Source organism: Streptomyces sp. NPDC096046 (assembly GCF_040303285.1).
GTDB lineage: Bacteria > Actinomycetota > Actinomycetes > Streptomycetales > Streptomycetaceae > Streptomyces.
On record NZ_JBEOSZ010000048.1, the window covers coordinates 25,737 to 42,931 of the forward strand.

Consider the following 17,195-nt stretch of genomic DNA (forward strand, 5'->3'; position numbering starts at 1 on the left):
AGTGGCTGTCATTAGCCTCGCGGCATGACTAGTCAGACCACCATCGACACGACGGGGCCGGGGGGCGGGGAACCGGCGTCGCCGTCGGGCGCGGCGCCGGCCAAGGGGCTGCGAGGGCACCCCTGGCTCACCCTCATCACCGTCGCCGTGGGGGTCATGATGGTGGCCCTCGACGGCACCATCGTGGCCATAGCCAACCCGGCCATACAGAGGGACCTCGGCGCCACGTTCGCCGAGGTCCAGTGGATCACCAACGGGTACTTCCTCGCCCTCGCGGTCTCCCTGATCACCGCGGGCAAGCTCGGCGACCGCTTCGGGCACCGGCAGACCTTCCTCATCGGCGTCGTCGGCTTCGCCGCCGCCTCGGGCGCGATCGGCCTGTCCGACAGCATCGCCTTCGTCGTCGTCTTCCGCGTCCTTCAGGGCCTCTTCGGCGCGCTGCTGATGCCGGCCGCGCTCGGCCTGCTGCGCGCCACCTTCCCGGCCGAGAAGCTGAACATGGCCATCGGCATCTGGGGCATGGTCATCGGCGCGTCCACCGCGGGCGGCCCGATCCTCGGCGGTGTCCTCGTCGAGCACGTCAACTGGCAGTCGGTGTTCTTCATCAACGTGCCGGTCGGTGTCCTCGCCGTCGTCCTCGGTGTGCTCATCCTGCTCGACCACCGCGCCGAGAACGCCCCGCGCTCCTTCGACCTGCCGGGCATCGCCCTGCTGTCGACCGCCGTGTTCTGCCTGGTGTGGGCGCTCATCAAGGCCCCGCCGTCGGAGTGGGGCTGGGGTGACCCGAAGACGCTCGGCTTCCTCGGCGCCTCCGTGCTGTGCTTCGCGCTCTTCGCCTTCTGGGAGACGAAGGTGAAGGAGCCGCTGATCCCGCTCGCGCTGTTCCGCTCCGTGCCGCTGTCCGCCGGTGTCGTGCTGATGGTCCTGATGGCCATCGCCTTCATGGGCGGCCTGTTCTTCGTGACGTTCTACCTCCAGAACGTGCACGGCATGAGCCCGATCGACGCGGGCCTGCACCTGCTGCCGCTCACCGGCATGATGATCGTCGGCTCGCCGCTCGCGGGCGCGATGATCACCAAGTTCGGCCCCCGGGTCCCGCTCGCGGGCGGCATGGCGTTCACCGCGATCGCCATGTACGGGATGTCGACGCTGGGGACGGACACCGGCAGCGGCGTCATGTCGCTCTGGTTCGCCCTGCTGGGCCTCGGCCTCGCGCCGGTCATGGTCGGCGCGACCGAGGTCATCGTCGGCAACGCCCCGCTGGAGCTCTCGGGCGTCGCGGGCGGTCTGCAGCAGGCCGCCATGCAGATCGGCGGCAGCCTCGGCACGGCCGTGCTGGGTGCCGTCATGGCCTCCAAGGTCAACAGCGACCTCGCCGGCAACTGGGGGAAGGCGGGCCTTCCGCCGCTCACCCCGGAGCAGGAGCGCCAGGCCTCGGAGGCGGTCCAGGTCGGCGTTCCGCCGGTGGCCCCGGGCACACCGGACGCCATCGCCGCGAAGATCACGGGCGTCGCGCACGACACGTTCATCTCGGGCATGAGCGCGGCCTCGCTCGTCGCGGCCGGGGTCGCCGCGGTGGCGGTACTGGTCGCGTTCCTCACCAAGCGCGGTGCGAACGCGGAGGCCGGCGCGGGCGCGGCGCACATCTGACGCTCCCCGGCGATTCCGTTCGCCTATCAGGGTGAACGGAACCGCCGATCCCTCCCCTTCGGCAGGCGCGGCAGGTCACAGTGGGTCAAGTCCTCCGCAGGGCATGGAGGACGGACGCTGCGGCGCGCTGCTGGAGGGGGGCAGCGCGCAGGCAGCGGGATCGAAGCCCCCTGACGGGGTACGCGCGGGCCCTCCCGTCATTCCACCGGGGTGCCCTTGAGCGCCGCCACCTCCCCGCGCAGCGCCCGCACCTCCTCGGCCAGCTCCCGGATCGCCTCGGTCTGCCGCCGTTCCTCGGCGTCGTCCATCTCGAACCGCGCGATGAACCAGGCGGCGATGTTCGCCGTCACCACACCGAGCAGCGCGATCCCGGACAGCATCAGACCGACCGCCAGGATCCGCCCCAGCCCGGTGGTCGGTGCCATGTCCCCGTACCCCACGGTGGTCATCGTGGTGAACGCCCACCAGACCGCGTCCCCCAGGGTCTGGATGGAGGCACCGGGCTCGTCCCGTTCCACCTCCAGCACGGCCAGCGCACCGAACACGAGCAGTCCCAGGCACGACCCCGCGACGTACGTGGTGACCCGTACCTGCGACGCCAGCCGCGCCCGCTGCCCCGCGAGGAACAGCATCGACACCAGCTTCAGCAGCCGCAGCGGCTGCGCCAGCGGCAGCACCACGGCCAGCAACGCCAGCGGATTGCCGCGTACGAACCGCAGCCGGTCCTCGGCCAGCCACAGGCGGACCAGATAGTCCGCGGCGAAGGCGGCCCACACCACCCAGTTGGCGACATGGCACGCGGTGAGCACGTCCTGTGAAGCCGTCGGGGACACGATCGGGAAGGCGTAGGCGATCGCGAACAACACGGCCAGCACCAGCAGCGGGCCCTGAGTGCGCCGCTCCCAACGGGCCAGAGCGGTCGATGCGGTCATCGGGAGCGTCATGGAAGCATGGTAGGAAACGCGTGGGGCGGCACCGCTCAGGGTGCCGCCCCACGGGAACCGCCCGCGACCTCGACGTCCTACGCGTCGCCGCCCGCGGCCCCCGGGTCCGCCGCCGACACGTCGAGCAGCTGGTACCGGTCGATGGCCTGCTTGAGCACGGAGCGGTCGACCTTGCCCTCACGGGCCAGCTCCGTCAGCACCGCCACCACGATCGACTGCGCGTCGATGTGGAAGAACCGCCGGGCCGCGCCCCGCGTGTCCGCGAAGCCGAAGCCGTCCGCGCCGAGCGACTGGTACGTCTGGGGCACCCAGCGCGCGATCTGGTCCGGAACCGACCGCATCCAGTCGGAGACGGCCACGACCGGCCCCTGTGCCTCCGCCAGCTTGCGCGTGACGTACGGCACCCGCTGTTCCTCCTCGGGGTGCAGCAGGTTGTGCTGCTCGCAGTCCACGGCCTCGCGCCGCAGCTCGTTCCAGGAGGTCGCCGACCAGACGTCCGCCTTGACGTTCCAGTCCTCGGCCAGCAGCTTCTGCGCCTCGACGGCCCAGGGGAGCGCGACACCGGACGCCAGGATCTGCGCCGGGATCGAGCCGGCCGTGCCCTCGCTGAACCGGTAGAGGCCCTTGAGGATGCCGTCGACGTCGACGTTGTCCGGCTCGGCGGGGTGCTGGATCGGCTCGTTGTAGACGGTCAGGTAGTAGAAGACGTCCTCGCCGTGCGGGTGCTCCTCGGAGGAGCCGTACATCCGGCGCAGGCCGTCCTTCACGATGTGCGCGATCTCGAAGCCGAACGCGGGGTCGTAGGCCACGCAGCCCGGGTTCGTGGAGGCCAGCAGCTGTGAGTGGCCGTCCGCGTGCTGGAGCCCCTCACCGGTCAGGGTCGTACGGCCGGCGGTCGCGCCCAGGACGAAGCCGCGCGCCAGCTGGTCGGCCATCTGCCAGAACTGGTCGCCGGTGCGCTGGAAACCGAACATCGAGTAGAAGACGTACACCGGGATGAGCGGCTCGCCGTGCGTGGCGTACGCCGACCCGGCCGCGATCAGCGACGCCGTGCAGCCGGCCTCCGAGATGCCGTCGTGCAGCATCTGGCCGTTCGGCGCCTCCTTGTAGGCGAGCAGCAGATCGCGGTCCACCGACTCGTACTGCTGGCCGAGCGGGTTGTAGATCTTCGCACTCGGGAAGAACGAGTCCATGCCGAAGGTGCGGTACTCGTCCGGCGCGATCAGCACGAACCGCTTGCCGATCTCCTTGTCCCGCATGAGGTCCTTCAGGAGCCGGACGAAGGCCATCGTCGTCGCGATGGACTGCTGGCCCGAGCCCTTCTTCACGGTCGCGTACGTCTTCTCCTCGGGCAGCGCCAGTGGCTTGGAGCGGACCACACGCGTGGGCACGTAACCGCCGAGGCCCTTGCGGCGGTCGTGCATGTACTGGATCTCCTCCGAGTCCCGGCCCGGGTGGTAGTACGGCGGCACGCCGGACTCCAGCTCCTTGTCCGGGATCGGCAGGTGCAGGCGGTCGCGGAAGCGCTTGAGGTCGTCGACCGTCAGCTTCTTCATCTGGTGCGTGGCGTTGCGGCCCTCGAAGTTCGGGCCCAGCGTCCAGCCCTTGATCGTCTTGGCGAGGATCACCGTCGGCTGGCCCTTGTGCTCCACGGCCGCCTTGTACGCCGCGAAGATCTTGCGGTGGTCGTGGCCGCCGCGACCCAGGTGCAGGATCTGGTCGTCGGTCATGCCCTCGACCATCGCCCGCAGCCGGTGGTCGTCGCCGAAGAAGTGGTCGCGGATGTACGCGCCGGTCTCCGTGGCGTACGTCTGGAACTGTCCGTCCGGCGTGGTGTTCATCTTGTTGACCAGCACGCCGTCGCGGTCCTGGGCGAGCAGCGGGTCCCAGGTGCGGTCCCAGACCAGCTTGATCACGTTCCAGCCGGCACCGCGGAAGATCGACTCCAGCTCCTGGATGATCTTCCCGTTGCCACGCACCGGGCCGTCGAGGCGCTGGAGGTTGCAGTTGACGACGAACGTGAGGTTGTCCAGGCCCTCGCGGGCGGCGATGGAGAGCTGGCCCAGAGACTCCGGCTCGTCCATCTCGCCGTCGCCGAGGAACGCCCAGACATGTGACTTGGAGGTGTCGGCGATCCCGCGCGCCTCCATGTAGCGGTTCATGCGCGCCTGGTAGATCGCGCCGATCGGGCCCAGGCCCATCGACACCGTGGGGAACTCCCAGAAGTCCGGCATCGACCGCGGGTGAGGGTACGACGACAGCGCGTGCGGCGCCTTCGACTTCTCCTGGCGGAAGCCGTCCAGGTGCTGCTCGCCGAGCCGGTCCAGCAGGAAGGCGCGGGCGTAGATGCCCGGGGAGGCGTGACCCTGGAAGAAGACCTGGTCGCCGCCGTCGCCCTCGTCCTTGCCGCGGAAGAAGTGGTTGAAGCCGACGTCGTAGAGCGAGGCGGAGGACGCGAAGGTGGCGATGTGGCCGCCGACGCCGATGCCGGGACGCTGGGCCCGGGAGACCATCACCGCGGCGTTCCAGCGGGTGGCGTTGAGGACCTTGCGCTCGATCTCCTCGTTGCCCGGGAAGAACGGCTCGCTCTTGGTGGGAATGGTGTTGACGTAGTCCGTGCTGCGCATCTCCGGCACGGCCACGCGCTTCTCACGGGCCCGCTCGATCAGCCGCAGCATCAGGTAGCGGGCGCGCTCCCGGCCGCGCTCGTCGACGGCGGCGTCGAGGGAGTCGAGCCACTCCTGCGTCTCTTCGGGATCGAAGTCAGGAACCTGACTCGGAAGGCCGCCAATGATGATCGGGTTGCGATCGGATGCGGAAGCCACGCTGTTCCTTACCTGTCAGAGGGCCGTGCGAGGGCCGCTGTTTCGCTGTCGTCGCTGGGCGTCGTCGCTGGGGGGCCGCGCCGTTCCCCATCGTCCCCCTCGGGGCCGTGAATCGTCATCTCTACCGGACGGTAACCCGAGCGTGAGATCGACTCCGTCCCCGCTTCGTGACGTATGGGGCGAATACATTCGAGTCTCGTACCCACAGACGATTCCCAAACGCCCAAACAGGGCAGAAAGGTGTGGTGTACGTCACCTCGGACCATGATGGTGTGCCTGAAGTTGCGGCGACACGGCCAGGATCGTCACCGTTTCGGCGGTCTGAACGGCCGGGTACTTGCGCGATCGGTCCCGCCCGTGTGGACTACGGCCAATGCTTCGCGCACGCGCGTGGCTGAGATATTTCCAAAACATGATCAGGAGGCAACCCGTGAGCGCGACCGCGGACCACGCGGAGGAGCGGACGAACCCTGCCGCCAGGCTGGGGTTCCAGCCCGGGCAGGTGGTCCAGGAGATCGGCTACGACGACGACGTGGACCAGGAGCTCCGCAAGGCCATCGAGGGCATCATCGAGGCCGACCTGGTGGACGAGGACTATGACGACGTGGCCGATGCCGTTGTGCTGTGGTTCCGTGACGACGACGGCGACCTGACGGATGCGCTGGTGGATGCCACCACGTACATCGAAGAGGGCGGCGCGATCCTGCTCCTGACGCCGAAGACCGGCCGTTCGGGGTACGTGGAGCCGAGCGACATCTCGGAAGCCGCCACCACGGCGGGTCTGACGGCGTCCAAGAGCGTCAGCGTCGGCAAGGACTGGAGCGGCAGCCGGCTGGCGACGCCCAAGGCCGCCAAGTCCAAGCGTTAGTCGTACGGCGGGGCGGGCCGGCGCTGTCGGCCCGCCCTCCGGCCTGTGCCGGTGCCTGCGTAGGGTGGTCCCACCCGAGGAGACCAGGAAGGGACACCCGCAGCGATGGCGATCCAGGCCGGCGAGAAGGCCCCCGACTTCGAGCTCAAGGACAACCACGGCCGGTCCGTGCGGCTGTCCGACTTCCGGGGCCGCAAGAACGTCGTGCTGCTCTTCTACCCCTTCGCCTTCACCGGCGTGTGCACCGGCGAACTGCGCGAGCTGCGTGACAACCTGCCGCAGTTCTCCGACCGGGACACCGAGCTGCTCGCCGTCTCCAACGACTCCATCCACACCCTGCGCGTCTTCGGCGAGCAGGAGAGCCTGGAATACCCGCTGCTGTCGGATTTCTGGCCGCACGGCAACGTCTCGCGGGCCTACGGCGTCTTCGACGAGGGCAAGGGCTGCGCCGTGCGCGGCACCTTCGTCATCGACAAGGAGGGCGTCGTGCGGTGGACCGTCGTCAACGGCCTGCCGGACGCGCGCGAGCTGAACGACTACGTGAAGGCACTCGACTCCCTGTGACGCCGGTCGGGCGGCAAGCGCTCGACACCGCCGAATTGTCGGCCTCAGGGCCTGCGTGCGGCGGGAACCCGTCACTAGGATCGACTCGTTGATCCGACATCCGAGCACAACGGGGCATCCCGCCCCTGGACACCAATGGAGGACTCGTGGGAGTCAGCCTCAGCAAGGGCGGCAACGTATCGCTGAGCAAGGAGGCGCCGGGCCTGACCGCGGTCATCATCGGTCTGGGGTGGGACGTCCGCACCACGACCGGCACGGACTTCGACCTGGACGCCAGCGCGCTGCTGCTGAACAACTCCGGCAAGGTCGGCAACGACCAGCACTTCATCTTCTTCAACAACCTCAAGAGCCCGGACGGCTCCGTCGAGCACACCGGTGACAACATCACCGGTGAGGGCGAGGGCGACGACGAGCAGATCAAGATCGACCTCGCCGGCGTCCCGGCCGACATCGAGAAGATCGTCTTCCCGGTGTCCATCTATGACGCCGAGACCCGCCAGCAGTCCTTCGGCCAGGTGCGCAACGCGTTCATCCGCGTCGTGAACCAGGCCGGCGGCGCCGAGATCGCCCGGTACGACCTCAGCGAGGACGCCTCCACCGAGACCGCCATGGTCTTCGGCGAGCTCTACCGGCACGGCGCGGAGTGGAAGTTCCGCGCCATCGGCCAGGGCTACGCCTCGGGTCTGCGCGGCATCGCGCAGGACTTCGGTGTGAACGTCTGAAGCACCTGACGGGCCTTGACGACCGGGCCCCGAGGTCTTCTCGTCCGGCGCCGCACGGTTTACGTGCGGCGCCGGACGTGCAGGACCACCTCAGTAACACCACCGGGCCGGTGGCCCAAGGGGAGGGACAGCATCATGGGTGTCACGCTCGCCAAGGGGGGCAATGTCTCCCTGTCCAAGGCCGCACCCGACCTCACTCAGGTGATGGTCGGACTCGGCTGGGACGCGCGCTCCACCACCGGAGCGCCCTTCGACCTCGACGCAAGTGCCCTGATGTGCGACAGCGGGCGGGTGCTCGGGGACGAGTGGTTCGTCTTCTACAACCAGCTCAAGAGCCCGGACGGCTCGGTCGAGCACACCGGTGACAACCTCACCGGCGAGGGCGACGGCGACGACGAGTCGCTCCTGATCGACCTCTCCAAGGTCCCGCCGCAGTGCGACAAGATCGTGTTTCCGGTCTCCATCCACATGGCCGACGAGCGCGGACAGACCTTCGGCCAGGTCAGCAACGCCTTCATCCGCGTGGTGAACCAGGCCGACGGCCAGGAACTCGCCCGCTACGACCTCAGCGAGGACGCCTCCACGGAGACCGCGATGATCTTCGGCGAGCTCTACCGGTACCAGGGCGAGTGGAAGTTCAGGGCCGTGGGGCAGGGGTACGCGTCGGGCCTGCGGGGCATCGCGCTGGACTTCGGGGTCAACGTCTCATAACGCGCGTTATGAGCAAAACCCAGGGGCCAGTGGGGCGCGAAGGGGTCCCGACTAGACTTCGGCTTCAAAAGTTCGTAAAGCCGGGTACGGCGCGGGGGAGCCCCGTACACACACGATTGGGTAGCCAGTGGTTCTGAAAACCTTCGGGTGGTCGTTCGCGGTCACCGCGCTCGGCCTGGTCGCAGCGATCTTCTACGGAGGGTGGACCGCGTTCGGCGTCGTTGCGATCCTGTCCATCCTCGAGATCTCGCTGTCCTTCGACAACGCCGTGGTCAACGCCGGAATCCTGAAGAAGATGAGCGCCTTCTGGCAGAAGATCTTCCTCACGATCGGCATCCTGATCGCCGTCTTCGGTATGCGGCTCGTCTTCCCTGTCGTGATCGTCGCGGTCAGCGCCCAGCTCGGGCCGATCGAGGCCGTCGATCTCGCGCTCACCGACAAGGACCAGTACCAGCAGTACGTCACCGACGCCCACCCGGCGATCGCCGCGTTCGGTGGCATGTTCCTGTTGATGATCTTCCTCGACTTCATCTTCGAGGACCGGGACATCAAGTGGCTCGGCTGGCTGGAGCGCCCGCTGGCCAAGCTCGGCAAGGTCGACATGCTGTCGGTCTGCGTCGCGCTGATCGTCCTGCTGATCTCGGCCATGACCTTCGCGACCCAGGCCCACCAGCACGGCGGTACCCACGTCGACAAGGCGGAGACCGTTCTGCTCTCCGGCATCGGCGGTCTGATCACCTACATGATCGTGGGCGGCCTGTCCGGCTACTTCGAGGACAAGCTCGAAGAGGAGGAGGAGCGCGAGCACGAGGCCGAGGAGCAGGCCGCGCGCGAGGGCAAGCCCAAGTCCGCGATGGTCGTGGCGGGCAAGGCCGCGTTCTTCCTGTTCCTCTACCTCGAGGTCCTGGACGCGTCGTTCTCCTTCGACGGCGTGATCGGCGCCTTCGCCATCACCAACGACATCGTTCTGATGGCCCTCGGCCTCGGCATCGGCGCCATGTACGTCCGGTCGCTCACGGTCTACCTGGTCCGCCAGGGCACCCTCGACGACTACGTCTACCTGGAGCACGGCGCCCACTACGCCATCGGCGCGCTCGCCGCGATCCTGCTCATCACCATCCGCTACGAGATCAACGAGATCGTGACCGGCCTCATCGGCGTCGTCCTGATCGGCGCCTCCTTCTGGTCCTCCGTCCGCCGCAACCGCGCCATCGCGGCGGCCGAGGGAGACGCCGGCTCCGACTCGAAGACTGAGGTCTCGTCCGGGGTGTGACACCCCTCCGGGTGAGGAACGCTCTGTGCGGGGCGGCCACCGAGGCAAGTCCTCGGCGGCCGCCCCGTCGGTCGTCAAGGGCCGCGGGTACGGCGACGACCCGCGGTCTCCAAGTGAACATGGGGGCGGAATGGGCCTGTTCGACGGACTCCGGCGCGGTGACGCGCCGTTCGACTCGGGTGACGCGTCGACCAACGCGATCGAGCTGACCAAGCGGCGCGCGCAGATATCACTCAGCAAACAGGGCGCGGCCACCGGCCATCTGCGCGTCAACCTCAGCTGGCGGATGCGCACCTCCGACATCGGCGGCAACCAGCGCGAGAGCCTGCTGCGCCATCCCCTCCGGGCGCTCAAACCCCCCGAGGTCGTCGGCCACAGCCAGAGCATGGTCAACGTCGACCTCGACCTCGGCTGCCTCTACGAACTCCAGGACGGCAGCAAGGGCGTCGTCCAGCCCCTCGGCGGCTACTTCGGCGACGTCAACGCCGCGCCGTACGTCAAGCTCAGCGGCGACGACCGCTTCGGCTCCGCGTCCGGCGAGACGATGTACATCAACCTCGACCACCGCGACCAGATCAAGCGGCTGCTGGTGTTCGTCTACATCTACGACCAGACACCCGCCTTCGACCGCGCACAGGCCATCGTCACCCTCTACCCGAGCAACGGACCCCGCATCGAGATCCACCTCGACGAACGACAGCCGCAGGCCCGCTCCTGCGCCGTCGTCATGATCGAGAAGGTGAAGGACGAGATCGTCGTCCGCCGCGAGGCGAAGTTCGTCTACGGCTTCCAGGCCGAACTCGACCGGCTGTACGGGTGGGGGCTGCAGTGGGGCCGGGGCTACAAGACCAAGGTCGATCGCTGACCCCGAAGCCCCGGCCGACGCCGCAGGGCCCGCCCTCCGGGCGGACGACGCGACGTCGCGGACGGCGCCCCAGTGCCGCAGCAGGCAACGTTCGCCCCGTCGCGACGCCCGGCACGCACTCTCGCCGCACCGGGCGCGAGCCCAAGTACACCCAGTACGAGGGCTTGCACCCGGCACGCCGAGAGCACGCACCGGACGCCGCTCCTTGACGGGCAAACGTTGCCTGCCGCGGCACTAGCGTCCGGCGAACTGCGGGCCCTGCGGGGGCAGGGTGAAGTCCGGGTCGGGGGCCGCCGTGACCGGCGGCGGGTAGCCGTAGCCGGTCTGCGCCCCCGCCGCACCCGCCCCGGCAGGGGCCTGCGGGTAGCCGTACGCCGGCTGGGTCGCCGGTGGCTGCTGGGGATACCCGTAGGCGGGCTGCGCGGGCACTCCGGGGGACTGCTCCGGGGGCAGCGGCGGAGACGTCTCGGGGGGCTGCTGCGCGGGACCGGCGGTCGTCTGCTGCGCGGGCGTGTTCGTGGTGGGCGGCGCGGGGACCGTCGTGGTCGGCTCCGCGGCCGCCTCCGACTCGTCCACCGAGATGCCGAAGTCCGTCGCGAGCCCCTTCAGCCCGTTCGAATAGCCCTCGCCCAGCGCCCGGAACTTCCAGCCCTCGCCGCGCCGGTACAGCTCCCCGCAGATCAGCGCGGTCTCCTGGCCCGTCTCCGGCTTGACGTCGAAATACGCCAGCGCCTCGGCGTCGGAGCCCGCCGCGTCGTACAGCAGGATGCGCAGCGCCTCTACACGGTCGAACGTCACGCCGTCCGCCGATGCGACCAGCAGAATCCGGCTGACTTCCTGCTCGACACCGGTGAGTTCCGTCTGGATCGTGTCGGTCAGGCCCTCGGCGTCCCGCTTCTTGCCGAGCCGCCACACCTTCCCGGCCGGGTGCCGGGGCTGGTTGTAGAAGACGAAGTCCTCGTCGGAGCGCACACGACCGTCGGGGCCGAGGAGCAGCGCGGAGGCGTCGACGTCCGGAACCCCCTGCCCGGGTGTCCAGCGCAGCACGGCGCGCACCGTGGTGGCTTCCAGCGGGACGTTCGACCCCTTCAGCATCGCGTGCGTCATGCGGTCATCCTGCCCTCTCGGTCCTGCTCACGACAACGCGGGCGACGGTCGCGAGCGGCGCCGGCCGCCGTCGCGGACTACCGTGGTCATGGCCGGGTACTGGCTGTGATGGCCCGCGTTACCTGAAATTCATGCCTGACGGGAACCTCCGACATGGACTTCTACGTACTATTACCGGCCAGATGTCGTCGATTCGTAGGTCGCACCATCACCGCGGGGGAGTTCCATGCGTCACTTCGGGCACATCGCCCCTGAGGTGCGGAAGCGTCTCTTCTACCGCGAGCCGTGCCCGTTCACCGCGGACTCCCCGGCCCGGCTGCTCTCGGCCGCCCTGGGCGCCACGCTCTACAGCCCGGCCACCCGGCCGTGTCTGGCCGACGACATCCTCAAGCAGGCCGGTCGCGGTGTGGTCTCGATGGTGCTGTGCCTGGAGGACTCGATCGACGACGCGGACGTCGGCCCCGGCGAGGAGAACCTCGTCCGCCAGTTCGCGGCCCTCGGCGACCTCCCGGACGCCGACCTGCCGCTGCTGTTCATCCGGGTCCGCGCCCCCGGGCAGATACCCGACCTCGTACGGCGCTTCGGTCCCACCGCGCGGCTGCTGTCCGGGTTCGTCCTGCCCAAGTTCACCGAGGAACGCGGCACGCCTTTCCTCGAAGCCCTGGTCGCCGCCGAGGCCGAAAGCGGCCGTCGCCTTTTCGCCATGCCCGTGCTGGAGTCCCCGGAGCTGCTGTACCGGGAGTCCCGCGGGGAGACCCTGGAGGGCATCTCCCGGGCGATCGACAAGTACCGCGAGCGCGTGCTGGCCCTGCGCCTGGGAGTGACGGACTTCTGCTCCTCCTACGGACTGCGCAGAGGCCCCGACATGACGGCCTACGACGTGCAGATCGTCGCCTCCGTCATCGAGGACGTGGTGAACATGCTGGGCCGCGCCGACGGGACCGGCTTCACCGTGACCGGGCCGGTGTGGGAGTACTTCCGGGTCCAGGAGCGCATGTTCAAGCCGTTGCTGCGCCAGAGCCCCTTCCTGGAGGTGCAGGCCGCGGAACTGCGCGAGAAGCTGATCGAGCACGCCATGGACGGCCTGCTGAGGGAGATCTCCCTGGACCAGGCCAACGGCCTGCTGGGCAAGACCTGCATCCACCCCTCCCATGTCCTGCCGGTGCACGCCCTGTCGGTCGTCAGCCACGAGGAGTTCTCCGACGCCCAGGACATCCTGCGCCCCGAGCGCGGCGGCGGGGGTGTGATGAGGTCGGCCTACACGAACAAGATGAACGAGGTGAAGCCGCACCGGGCCTGGGCCGAGCGGACCCTGCTGCGGGCCGAGGTCTTCGGCGTGGCGAACCAGGACATCGGCTTCGTGGAACTGCTGGCGGCGGGACTGCCCGGCTGATCACGACGCAAGGGACGCACGGGGAAGAGAAGACCGAGAAGGCGGAGAAGGCGGGGAAGGCAGTGAACCAGGGGGAGCACCATGAGGTGCGCGACGAGGCCGACCGTGTCTGGTCCGGCAGCTGGGTCGCCGAGCGGCTCGGCGTCGAGCTCGTCGGCGACGACCGGCTGACCGGCCTGCTGGGGCTGGCGCTGCGCCGCAACCCCAAGCGGGCCCACCTGCTGGTGTCGAACGTGCTGGGCAAGCACGTGCCGCAGTCGCCGTCCGTCGTGTACGACCACGGGTTCGAGCTCGGCCGCCGGGTACGTGACCTGCTGGGCGCCGACGAGGCCCGCAGGGCCGTCGTCCTCGGCTACGCGGAGACCGCGACCGGCCTCGGCCACTCCGTGGCCGACGGGCTGGGCCCCGCACCCTACCTGCACTCCACCCGCCGCCCGGTCGACGGTCTCACCCCGGCCGGCGGCTTCGAGGAGTCCCACTCCCACGCGACCTCGCACCTGCTGCTGCCGGAGGACCCCACGCTGCTCACCGGCGACGGGCCGCTGGTCCTGGTCGACGACGAGTTCTCCACCGGCAACACGGTGCTGAACACCGTCCGGGATCTGCACGAGCGGTATCCGCGGCGGCGGTACGTCGTGGTGGCGCTGGTGGACATGCGGTCCGCGGCCGATGCCGGCCGGCTGGAGGAGTTCGCCCGCGAGATCGGCGCCCGCGTCGACCTGGTCACGGCGGCTTCGGGGACCGTACGGCTGCCCGAGGGGGTGCTGGAGAAGGGGCAGGAGCTGGTGGCCCGGTACGAGTCGCGGAGCGCGGCGCGGGACTCGTCGGCGGGTGCGGCACCGTCGTGTCCGGCCGCGCAGTCCCCGGCGCCCCTGGGGCAACACCCTCAAGGGGCGCGGGGGACCGCCCGGCCATCCCCCACCGGCCCGCCCCCGGGCGGCGACGGCACCGACCCCCACGTCGCCCGCGTGGACCTGCGCTGGCCCGCCGACCTGCCGGACGGCGGCCGGCACGGGTTCACCCCCGCGCATCGCGAGCGCCTTGAGGACGCCCTCCCCGCGATGGCCCGCCGCCTTGCGGACGCGCTGCCCGCCGACGCACGCCGCGTGCACGTCCTCGGCTTCGAGGAGCTGATGTACGCCCCCCTCCGGCTCGCCCGCGAACTGGAGCGGACCACCGACGTCGAGGTCCGCTACTCCACCACCACCCGCTCGCCCGTCCTCGCGGTCGACGACCCCGGCTACGCGATACGCACCCGCCTGGTCTTCCCCGCCCACGACAATCCCGCCGACGGCTCCGGCGAGCGATACGCGTACAACATCGCCGGCGCCGGCTTCGACGCCGTCGTCGCCGTCGTCGACTCGGCCGCCGACACCCCCCGGCTGCACGCGCCGGACGGCCTGCTGGCCCGGCTCGCCGCGCACACCCCGCAGGTCCTCCTCGCCGTCGTACCGTCGTACGCCCCCGAGGCCCCGCACGCCCCCGAAAGGCCCTCCATGCTGCCCGAGCCCCTCCGCGGCCCCGCCTTCTCCTCGTACGCCCCCGAGGAGGTCGGCTGGCTGCTCCAGGACCTCTCGGACGTGACGCTGGAGGCGCCGACCGAGGAGCGCGAGGAGGCGATCCAGAGCGGCGGTGCGCACTACGCGGAGTCACTGCCCGTGGAGTACCAGCCGAGCGAGCAGTACCAGGAGCTGTTCCACGCCGCCCTGGACACCTCGGCGGCCCGTATCGCCCAGGCGGTCGGCGTGGTCACGGAGACGGTCCTCGCCGAGCGGTCCCCGCGTCCGGTCCTGGTTTCCCTGGCCCGCGCGGGCACCCCCGTCGGCGTCCTCATGCGCCGCTGGGCCCAGCACCGGCACGGCCTCGACCTGCCGCACTACGCCGTGTCGATCGTCCGCGGCCGCGGCATCGACGCCAACGCGCTGCGCTGGCTCGCCGAGCACCACGACCCGCGGGACGTCGTCTTCGTCGACGGCTGGACCGGAAAGGGCGCCATCACCCGCGAACTCGCCCAGGCCCTGGAGGAGTTCGAGAAGACCGACGGCATCGGCGGCTTCAGCCCCGAGATCGCGGTCCTGGCCGACCCGGGCTCCTGCGTACGCACCTACGGCACCCGCGAGGACTTCCTCATCCCCTCGGCCTGCCTCAACTCCACCGTCTCCGGTCTGATCTCGCGGACCGTGCTGCGCGCGGACCTGGTGGGCCCGCACGACTTCCACGGCGCGAAGTTCTACCGCGAACTCGCCGGCACCGACGTCTCGGTGACCTTCCTGGACGCCGTGTCCGCCCGTTTCCCCGAGGTCACGGACGCGGCCTGCGCCCAGGCCAAGGACCTGCTCGCGACCGACCGCTCGCCCACCTGGGAGGGCTGGGCCGCGGTGGAGCGCATCAGCGAGGAGTACGGCATCCACGATGTGAACCTCGTCAAGCCCGGCGTCGGCGAGACCACCCGGGTCATGCTGCGCCGCGTGCCCTGGAAGGTCCTGGCGCGTGCCGGTGCGGGCAGCGACCTCGACCATGTGCGCCTGCTGGCCGAGCAGCGCGGCGTGCCCGTCGAGGAGGTCGACGCACTGCCCTACACCTGCGTCGGCCTGATCCACCCCAAGTACACCCGGGGCGCGACCGGCGCCGACGGCAAGGCGGTGACCCTCTGATGCCCGCACTCGTCGCGAGCGACCTCGACCGCACCCTGATCTACTCGTCCGCCGCTCTCGCGCTGACCATGCCGGACGCGCGGGCACCCCGGTTGCTCTGTGTGGAGGTGCACGAGAGCAAGCCGTTGTCGTACATGACGGAGACGGCGGCCCAGCTCCTCACCGACCTGGGCGACGCGGCCGTGTTCGTGCCGACGACGACCCGGACGCGCAAGCAGTACCAGCGCATCAACCTGCCGGGTCCCCAGCCCACGTACGCCATCTGCGCCAACGGCGGCCACCTCCTGGTGGACGGCGTCTCCGACCCCGACTGGCACGCCCGGGTCACCGCCCGGCTGGCCGACCAGTGCGCGCCCCTGGCGGAGGTGCAGGAACACCTGCTGCGGGCCGCCGACCCGGTGTGGGTGCGCAAGCACCGCGTCGCCGACGACCTGTTCGCCTACCTGGTCGTCGAGCGGGAGCTGCTCGACGAGGACTGGGTGAAGGAACTGGCGGTGTGGGCGGAGAACCGCGGCTGGACGGTGTCCCTCCAGGGCCGCAAGATCTACGCCGTTCCCAAGCCGCTCACCAAGAGCGCGGCGATGCGCGAGGTCGCCCGCCGGACCGGTGCCGAGCTCACCCTCGCCGCCGGCGACTCCCTGCTCGACGCCGACCTGCTCCTCGCGGCCGACCGGGGCTGGCGCCCCGGCCACGGTGAGCTGGCCGACACCGGCTGGACGGCTCCCGCGCTCAGAGCGCTTCCCGAGAGGGGCGTTCTGGCCGGGGAGCGGATCCTTCGGGAGCTTCTTGGGGCAGTGCGGGGCGCCTGAGCACCCGGGTGTCCTGGTCGTCGTAAGGGTGCGGCCTCGTCGTGGCCGATCGCGACCTGAGCACCCGGGTGTCCTGGTCGTCGTACGGGTGCGGCCTCGTCGTGGCCGATCGCGCGGTTGCCCGTGCCCCTTCGGGGCGCTTCGTCTCGGGGCGTCGCAGGAGCCGGACTCCGGCGAAGACCACCACCGCCAGCGCCGCCACGGCCAGGACCACCTTGGAGTAGGCCGAGACGATGCCGGACACCTGGTGCCAGTTGGCGCCGAGGAAGTAGCCCGCGAGCACGAACACCGTGTTCCAGATAGCGCTGCCCAAGGTGGTCAGTCCCAGGAACACCGGCAGACGCATGCGCTCCACGCCCGCCGGCACGGAGATCAGGCTGCGGAAGATCGGGATCATCCGGCCGAAGAACACGGCCTTGGTGCCGTGCTTCAGGAACCACGCTTCGGTCTTCTCGATGTCCGAGACCTTCACCAGCGGCAGCCGGGACGCGATCGCCACCGTCCGGTCACGGCCGAGCAGCGCACCGACCCCGTACAGGGCGAGCGCGCCGATCACCGAGCCCGCCGTCGTCCACAGCAGGACCGCGAGCAGGCTCATGCGGCCGCTGCTCGCGGCGAACCCGGCGAGGGGCAGGATCACCTCGCTGGGCAGCGGCGGGAACAGGTTCTCCAGGGCGATGGCGAGACCGGCACCCGGCGCGCCCAGCGCGTCCATCAGGTCGTTGACCCATTGCGGTCCGGCGTCCGCTGCGATGGCTGTCATACCACCACGCTAGGAAACCGAAGCTGAAGAACTGCTGAGGAAACCGG

The 17,195-nt window shown here is 70.0% G+C and carries 14 protein-coding genes; 10 read left to right on the forward strand and 4 right to left on the reverse strand.

The features are described 5' to 3' along the window. The first annotated feature begins 24 nt into the window (after window positions 1–24). Window positions 25–1,650, forward strand: coding sequence for an MFS transporter (locus tag ABTX62_RS30795; RefSeq protein WP_352119243.1), 1,626 nt, complete (start codon window positions 25–27; stop codon window positions 1,648–1,650). Window positions 1,651–1,847: 197 nt separating this feature from the next. Here the strand turns inward: ABTX62_RS30795 and ABTX62_RS30800 are convergent, their stop codons facing one another. Then, window positions 1,848–2,594, reverse strand: coding sequence for a potassium channel family protein (locus tag ABTX62_RS30800; RefSeq protein ID WP_502998040.1), 747 nt, complete (start codon window positions 2,592–2,594; stop codon window positions 1,848–1,850). 77 nt (window positions 2,595–2,671) lie between these two features. Beyond that, on the reverse strand, window positions 2,672–5,419 hold the full coding sequence (aceE, locus tag ABTX62_RS30805; RefSeq protein ID WP_352119244.1) for a pyruvate dehydrogenase (acetyl-transferring), homodimeric type: 2,748 nt from the start codon (window positions 5,417–5,419) through the stop codon (window positions 2,672–2,674). Between the two features lie 430 nt (window positions 5,420–5,849). Here aceE and ABTX62_RS30810 point away from each other — a divergent pair, with 430 nt between their 5' ends. The 6 genes from ABTX62_RS30810 to ABTX62_RS30835 all read left to right on the forward strand — a co-directional run bounded on the left by ABTX62_RS30810 (window position 5,850) and on the right by ABTX62_RS30835 (window position 10,422). Further along, window positions 5,850–6,287 carry a DUF3052 domain-containing protein gene (locus ABTX62_RS30810; protein WP_062926619.1) on the forward strand — a complete coding sequence of 146 codons (438 nt, stop codon included), beginning with the start codon at window positions 5,850–5,852 and terminating at the stop codon, window positions 6,285–6,287. Window positions 6,288–6,392: 105 nt separating this feature from the next. Further along, on the forward strand, window positions 6,393–6,851 hold the full coding sequence (locus tag ABTX62_RS30815; RefSeq protein WP_352119245.1) for a peroxiredoxin: 459 nt from the start codon (window positions 6,393–6,395) through the stop codon (window positions 6,849–6,851). A 146-nt stretch (window positions 6,852–6,997) separates the two neighbouring features. Beyond that, complete coding sequence (locus ABTX62_RS30820; protein ID WP_283969976.1) at window positions 6,998–7,573, forward strand: TerD family protein; 576 nt, start codon at window positions 6,998–7,000, stop codon at window positions 7,571–7,573. Between the two features lie 135 nt (window positions 7,574–7,708). Then, window positions 7,709–8,284 (forward strand): TerD family protein, encoded by a 576-nt coding sequence (locus ABTX62_RS30825; protein ID WP_283969975.1) that lies wholly within the window; start codon window positions 7,709–7,711, stop codon window positions 8,282–8,284. A 127-nt stretch (window positions 8,285–8,411) separates the two neighbouring features. Further along, window positions 8,412–9,557 (forward strand): DUF475 domain-containing protein, encoded by a 1,146-nt coding sequence (locus tag ABTX62_RS30830; RefSeq protein WP_352119246.1) that lies wholly within the window; start codon window positions 8,412–8,414, stop codon window positions 9,555–9,557. A gap of 130 nt (window positions 9,558–9,687) precedes the next feature. After that, complete coding sequence (locus ABTX62_RS30835; RefSeq protein ID WP_352119247.1) at window positions 9,688–10,422, forward strand: TerD family protein; 735 nt, start codon at window positions 9,688–9,690, stop codon at window positions 10,420–10,422. Between the two features lie 234 nt (window positions 10,423–10,656). On the opposite strand, the gene ABTX62_RS30840 is transcribed toward ABTX62_RS30835, so the two are convergent. After that, a complete protein-coding gene (locus tag ABTX62_RS30840) occupies window positions 10,657–11,529 on the reverse strand; it encodes a TerD family protein (protein WP_352119248.1) in 873 nt (290 codons plus the stop codon). 226 nt (window positions 11,530–11,755) lie between these two features. Here ABTX62_RS30840 and ABTX62_RS30845 point away from each other — a divergent pair, with 226 nt between their 5' ends. The 3 genes from ABTX62_RS30845 (at window position 11,756) to ABTX62_RS30855 (ending at window position 16,385) form a co-directional block, all read left to right on the forward strand. Beyond that, entirely contained in the window at window positions 11,756–12,922 is a 1,167-nt protein-coding gene (locus ABTX62_RS30845) for an HpcH/HpaI aldolase/citrate lyase family protein (RefSeq protein WP_352119249.1), read from the forward strand. An 86-nt stretch (window positions 12,923–13,008) separates the two neighbouring features. After that, window positions 13,009–15,576, forward strand: a complete 2,568-nt coding sequence (locus ABTX62_RS30850; protein WP_352119250.1) for a phosphoribosyltransferase — start codon at window positions 13,009–13,011, stop codon at window positions 15,574–15,576. Further along, window positions 15,576–16,385 carry an HAD family hydrolase gene (locus ABTX62_RS30855; RefSeq protein ID WP_352119251.1) on the forward strand — a complete coding sequence of 270 codons (810 nt, stop codon included), beginning with the start codon at window positions 15,576–15,578 and terminating at the stop codon, window positions 16,383–16,385. The genes ABTX62_RS30850 and ABTX62_RS30855 overlap by 1 nt, the downstream gene beginning before the upstream one ends. Here the strand turns inward: ABTX62_RS30855 and ABTX62_RS30860 are convergent. Further along, on the reverse strand, window positions 16,306–17,148 hold the full coding sequence (locus ABTX62_RS30860; RefSeq protein ID WP_352119252.1) for a DedA family protein: 843 nt from the start codon (window positions 17,146–17,148) through the stop codon (window positions 16,306–16,308). The genes ABTX62_RS30855 and ABTX62_RS30860 overlap by 80 nt on opposite strands. Between the last annotated feature and the right edge of the window lie 47 nt (window positions 17,149–17,195).

Excerpts from the sequence above, each read along its gene's own strand:
- ABTX62_RS30795 (WP_352119243.1), top strand. The coding sequence starts at position 25 with ATGACTAGTCAGACCACCATCGACACGACGGGGCCGGGGGGCGGGGAA.
- ABTX62_RS30855 (WP_352119251.1), top strand. The coding sequence starts at position 15,576 with ATGCCCGCACTCGTCGCGAGCGACCTCGACCGCACCCTGATCTACTCG.
- ABTX62_RS30800 (WP_502998040.1), bottom strand. The coding sequence starts at position 2,594 with ATGACGCTCCCGATGACCGCATCGACCGCTCTGGCCCGTTGGGAGCGG.
- ABTX62_RS30835 (WP_352119247.1), top strand. The coding sequence starts at position 9,688 with ATGGGCCTGTTCGACGGACTCCGGCGCGGTGACGCGCCGTTCGACTCG.
- ABTX62_RS30860 (WP_352119252.1), bottom strand. The coding sequence starts at position 17,148 with ATGACAGCCATCGCAGCGGACGCCGGACCGCAATGGGTCAACGACCTG.
- ABTX62_RS30825 (WP_283969975.1), top strand. The coding sequence starts at position 7,709 with ATGGGTGTCACGCTCGCCAAGGGGGGCAATGTCTCCCTGTCCAAGGCC.
- ABTX62_RS30815 (WP_352119245.1), top strand. The coding sequence starts at position 6,393 with ATGGCGATCCAGGCCGGCGAGAAGGCCCCCGACTTCGAGCTCAAGGAC.
- ABTX62_RS30845 (WP_352119249.1), top strand. The coding sequence starts at position 11,756 with ATGCGTCACTTCGGGCACATCGCCCCTGAGGTGCGGAAGCGTCTCTTC.
- ABTX62_RS30840 (WP_352119248.1), bottom strand. The coding sequence starts at position 11,529 with ATGACGCACGCGATGCTGAAGGGGTCGAACGTCCCGCTGGAAGCCACC.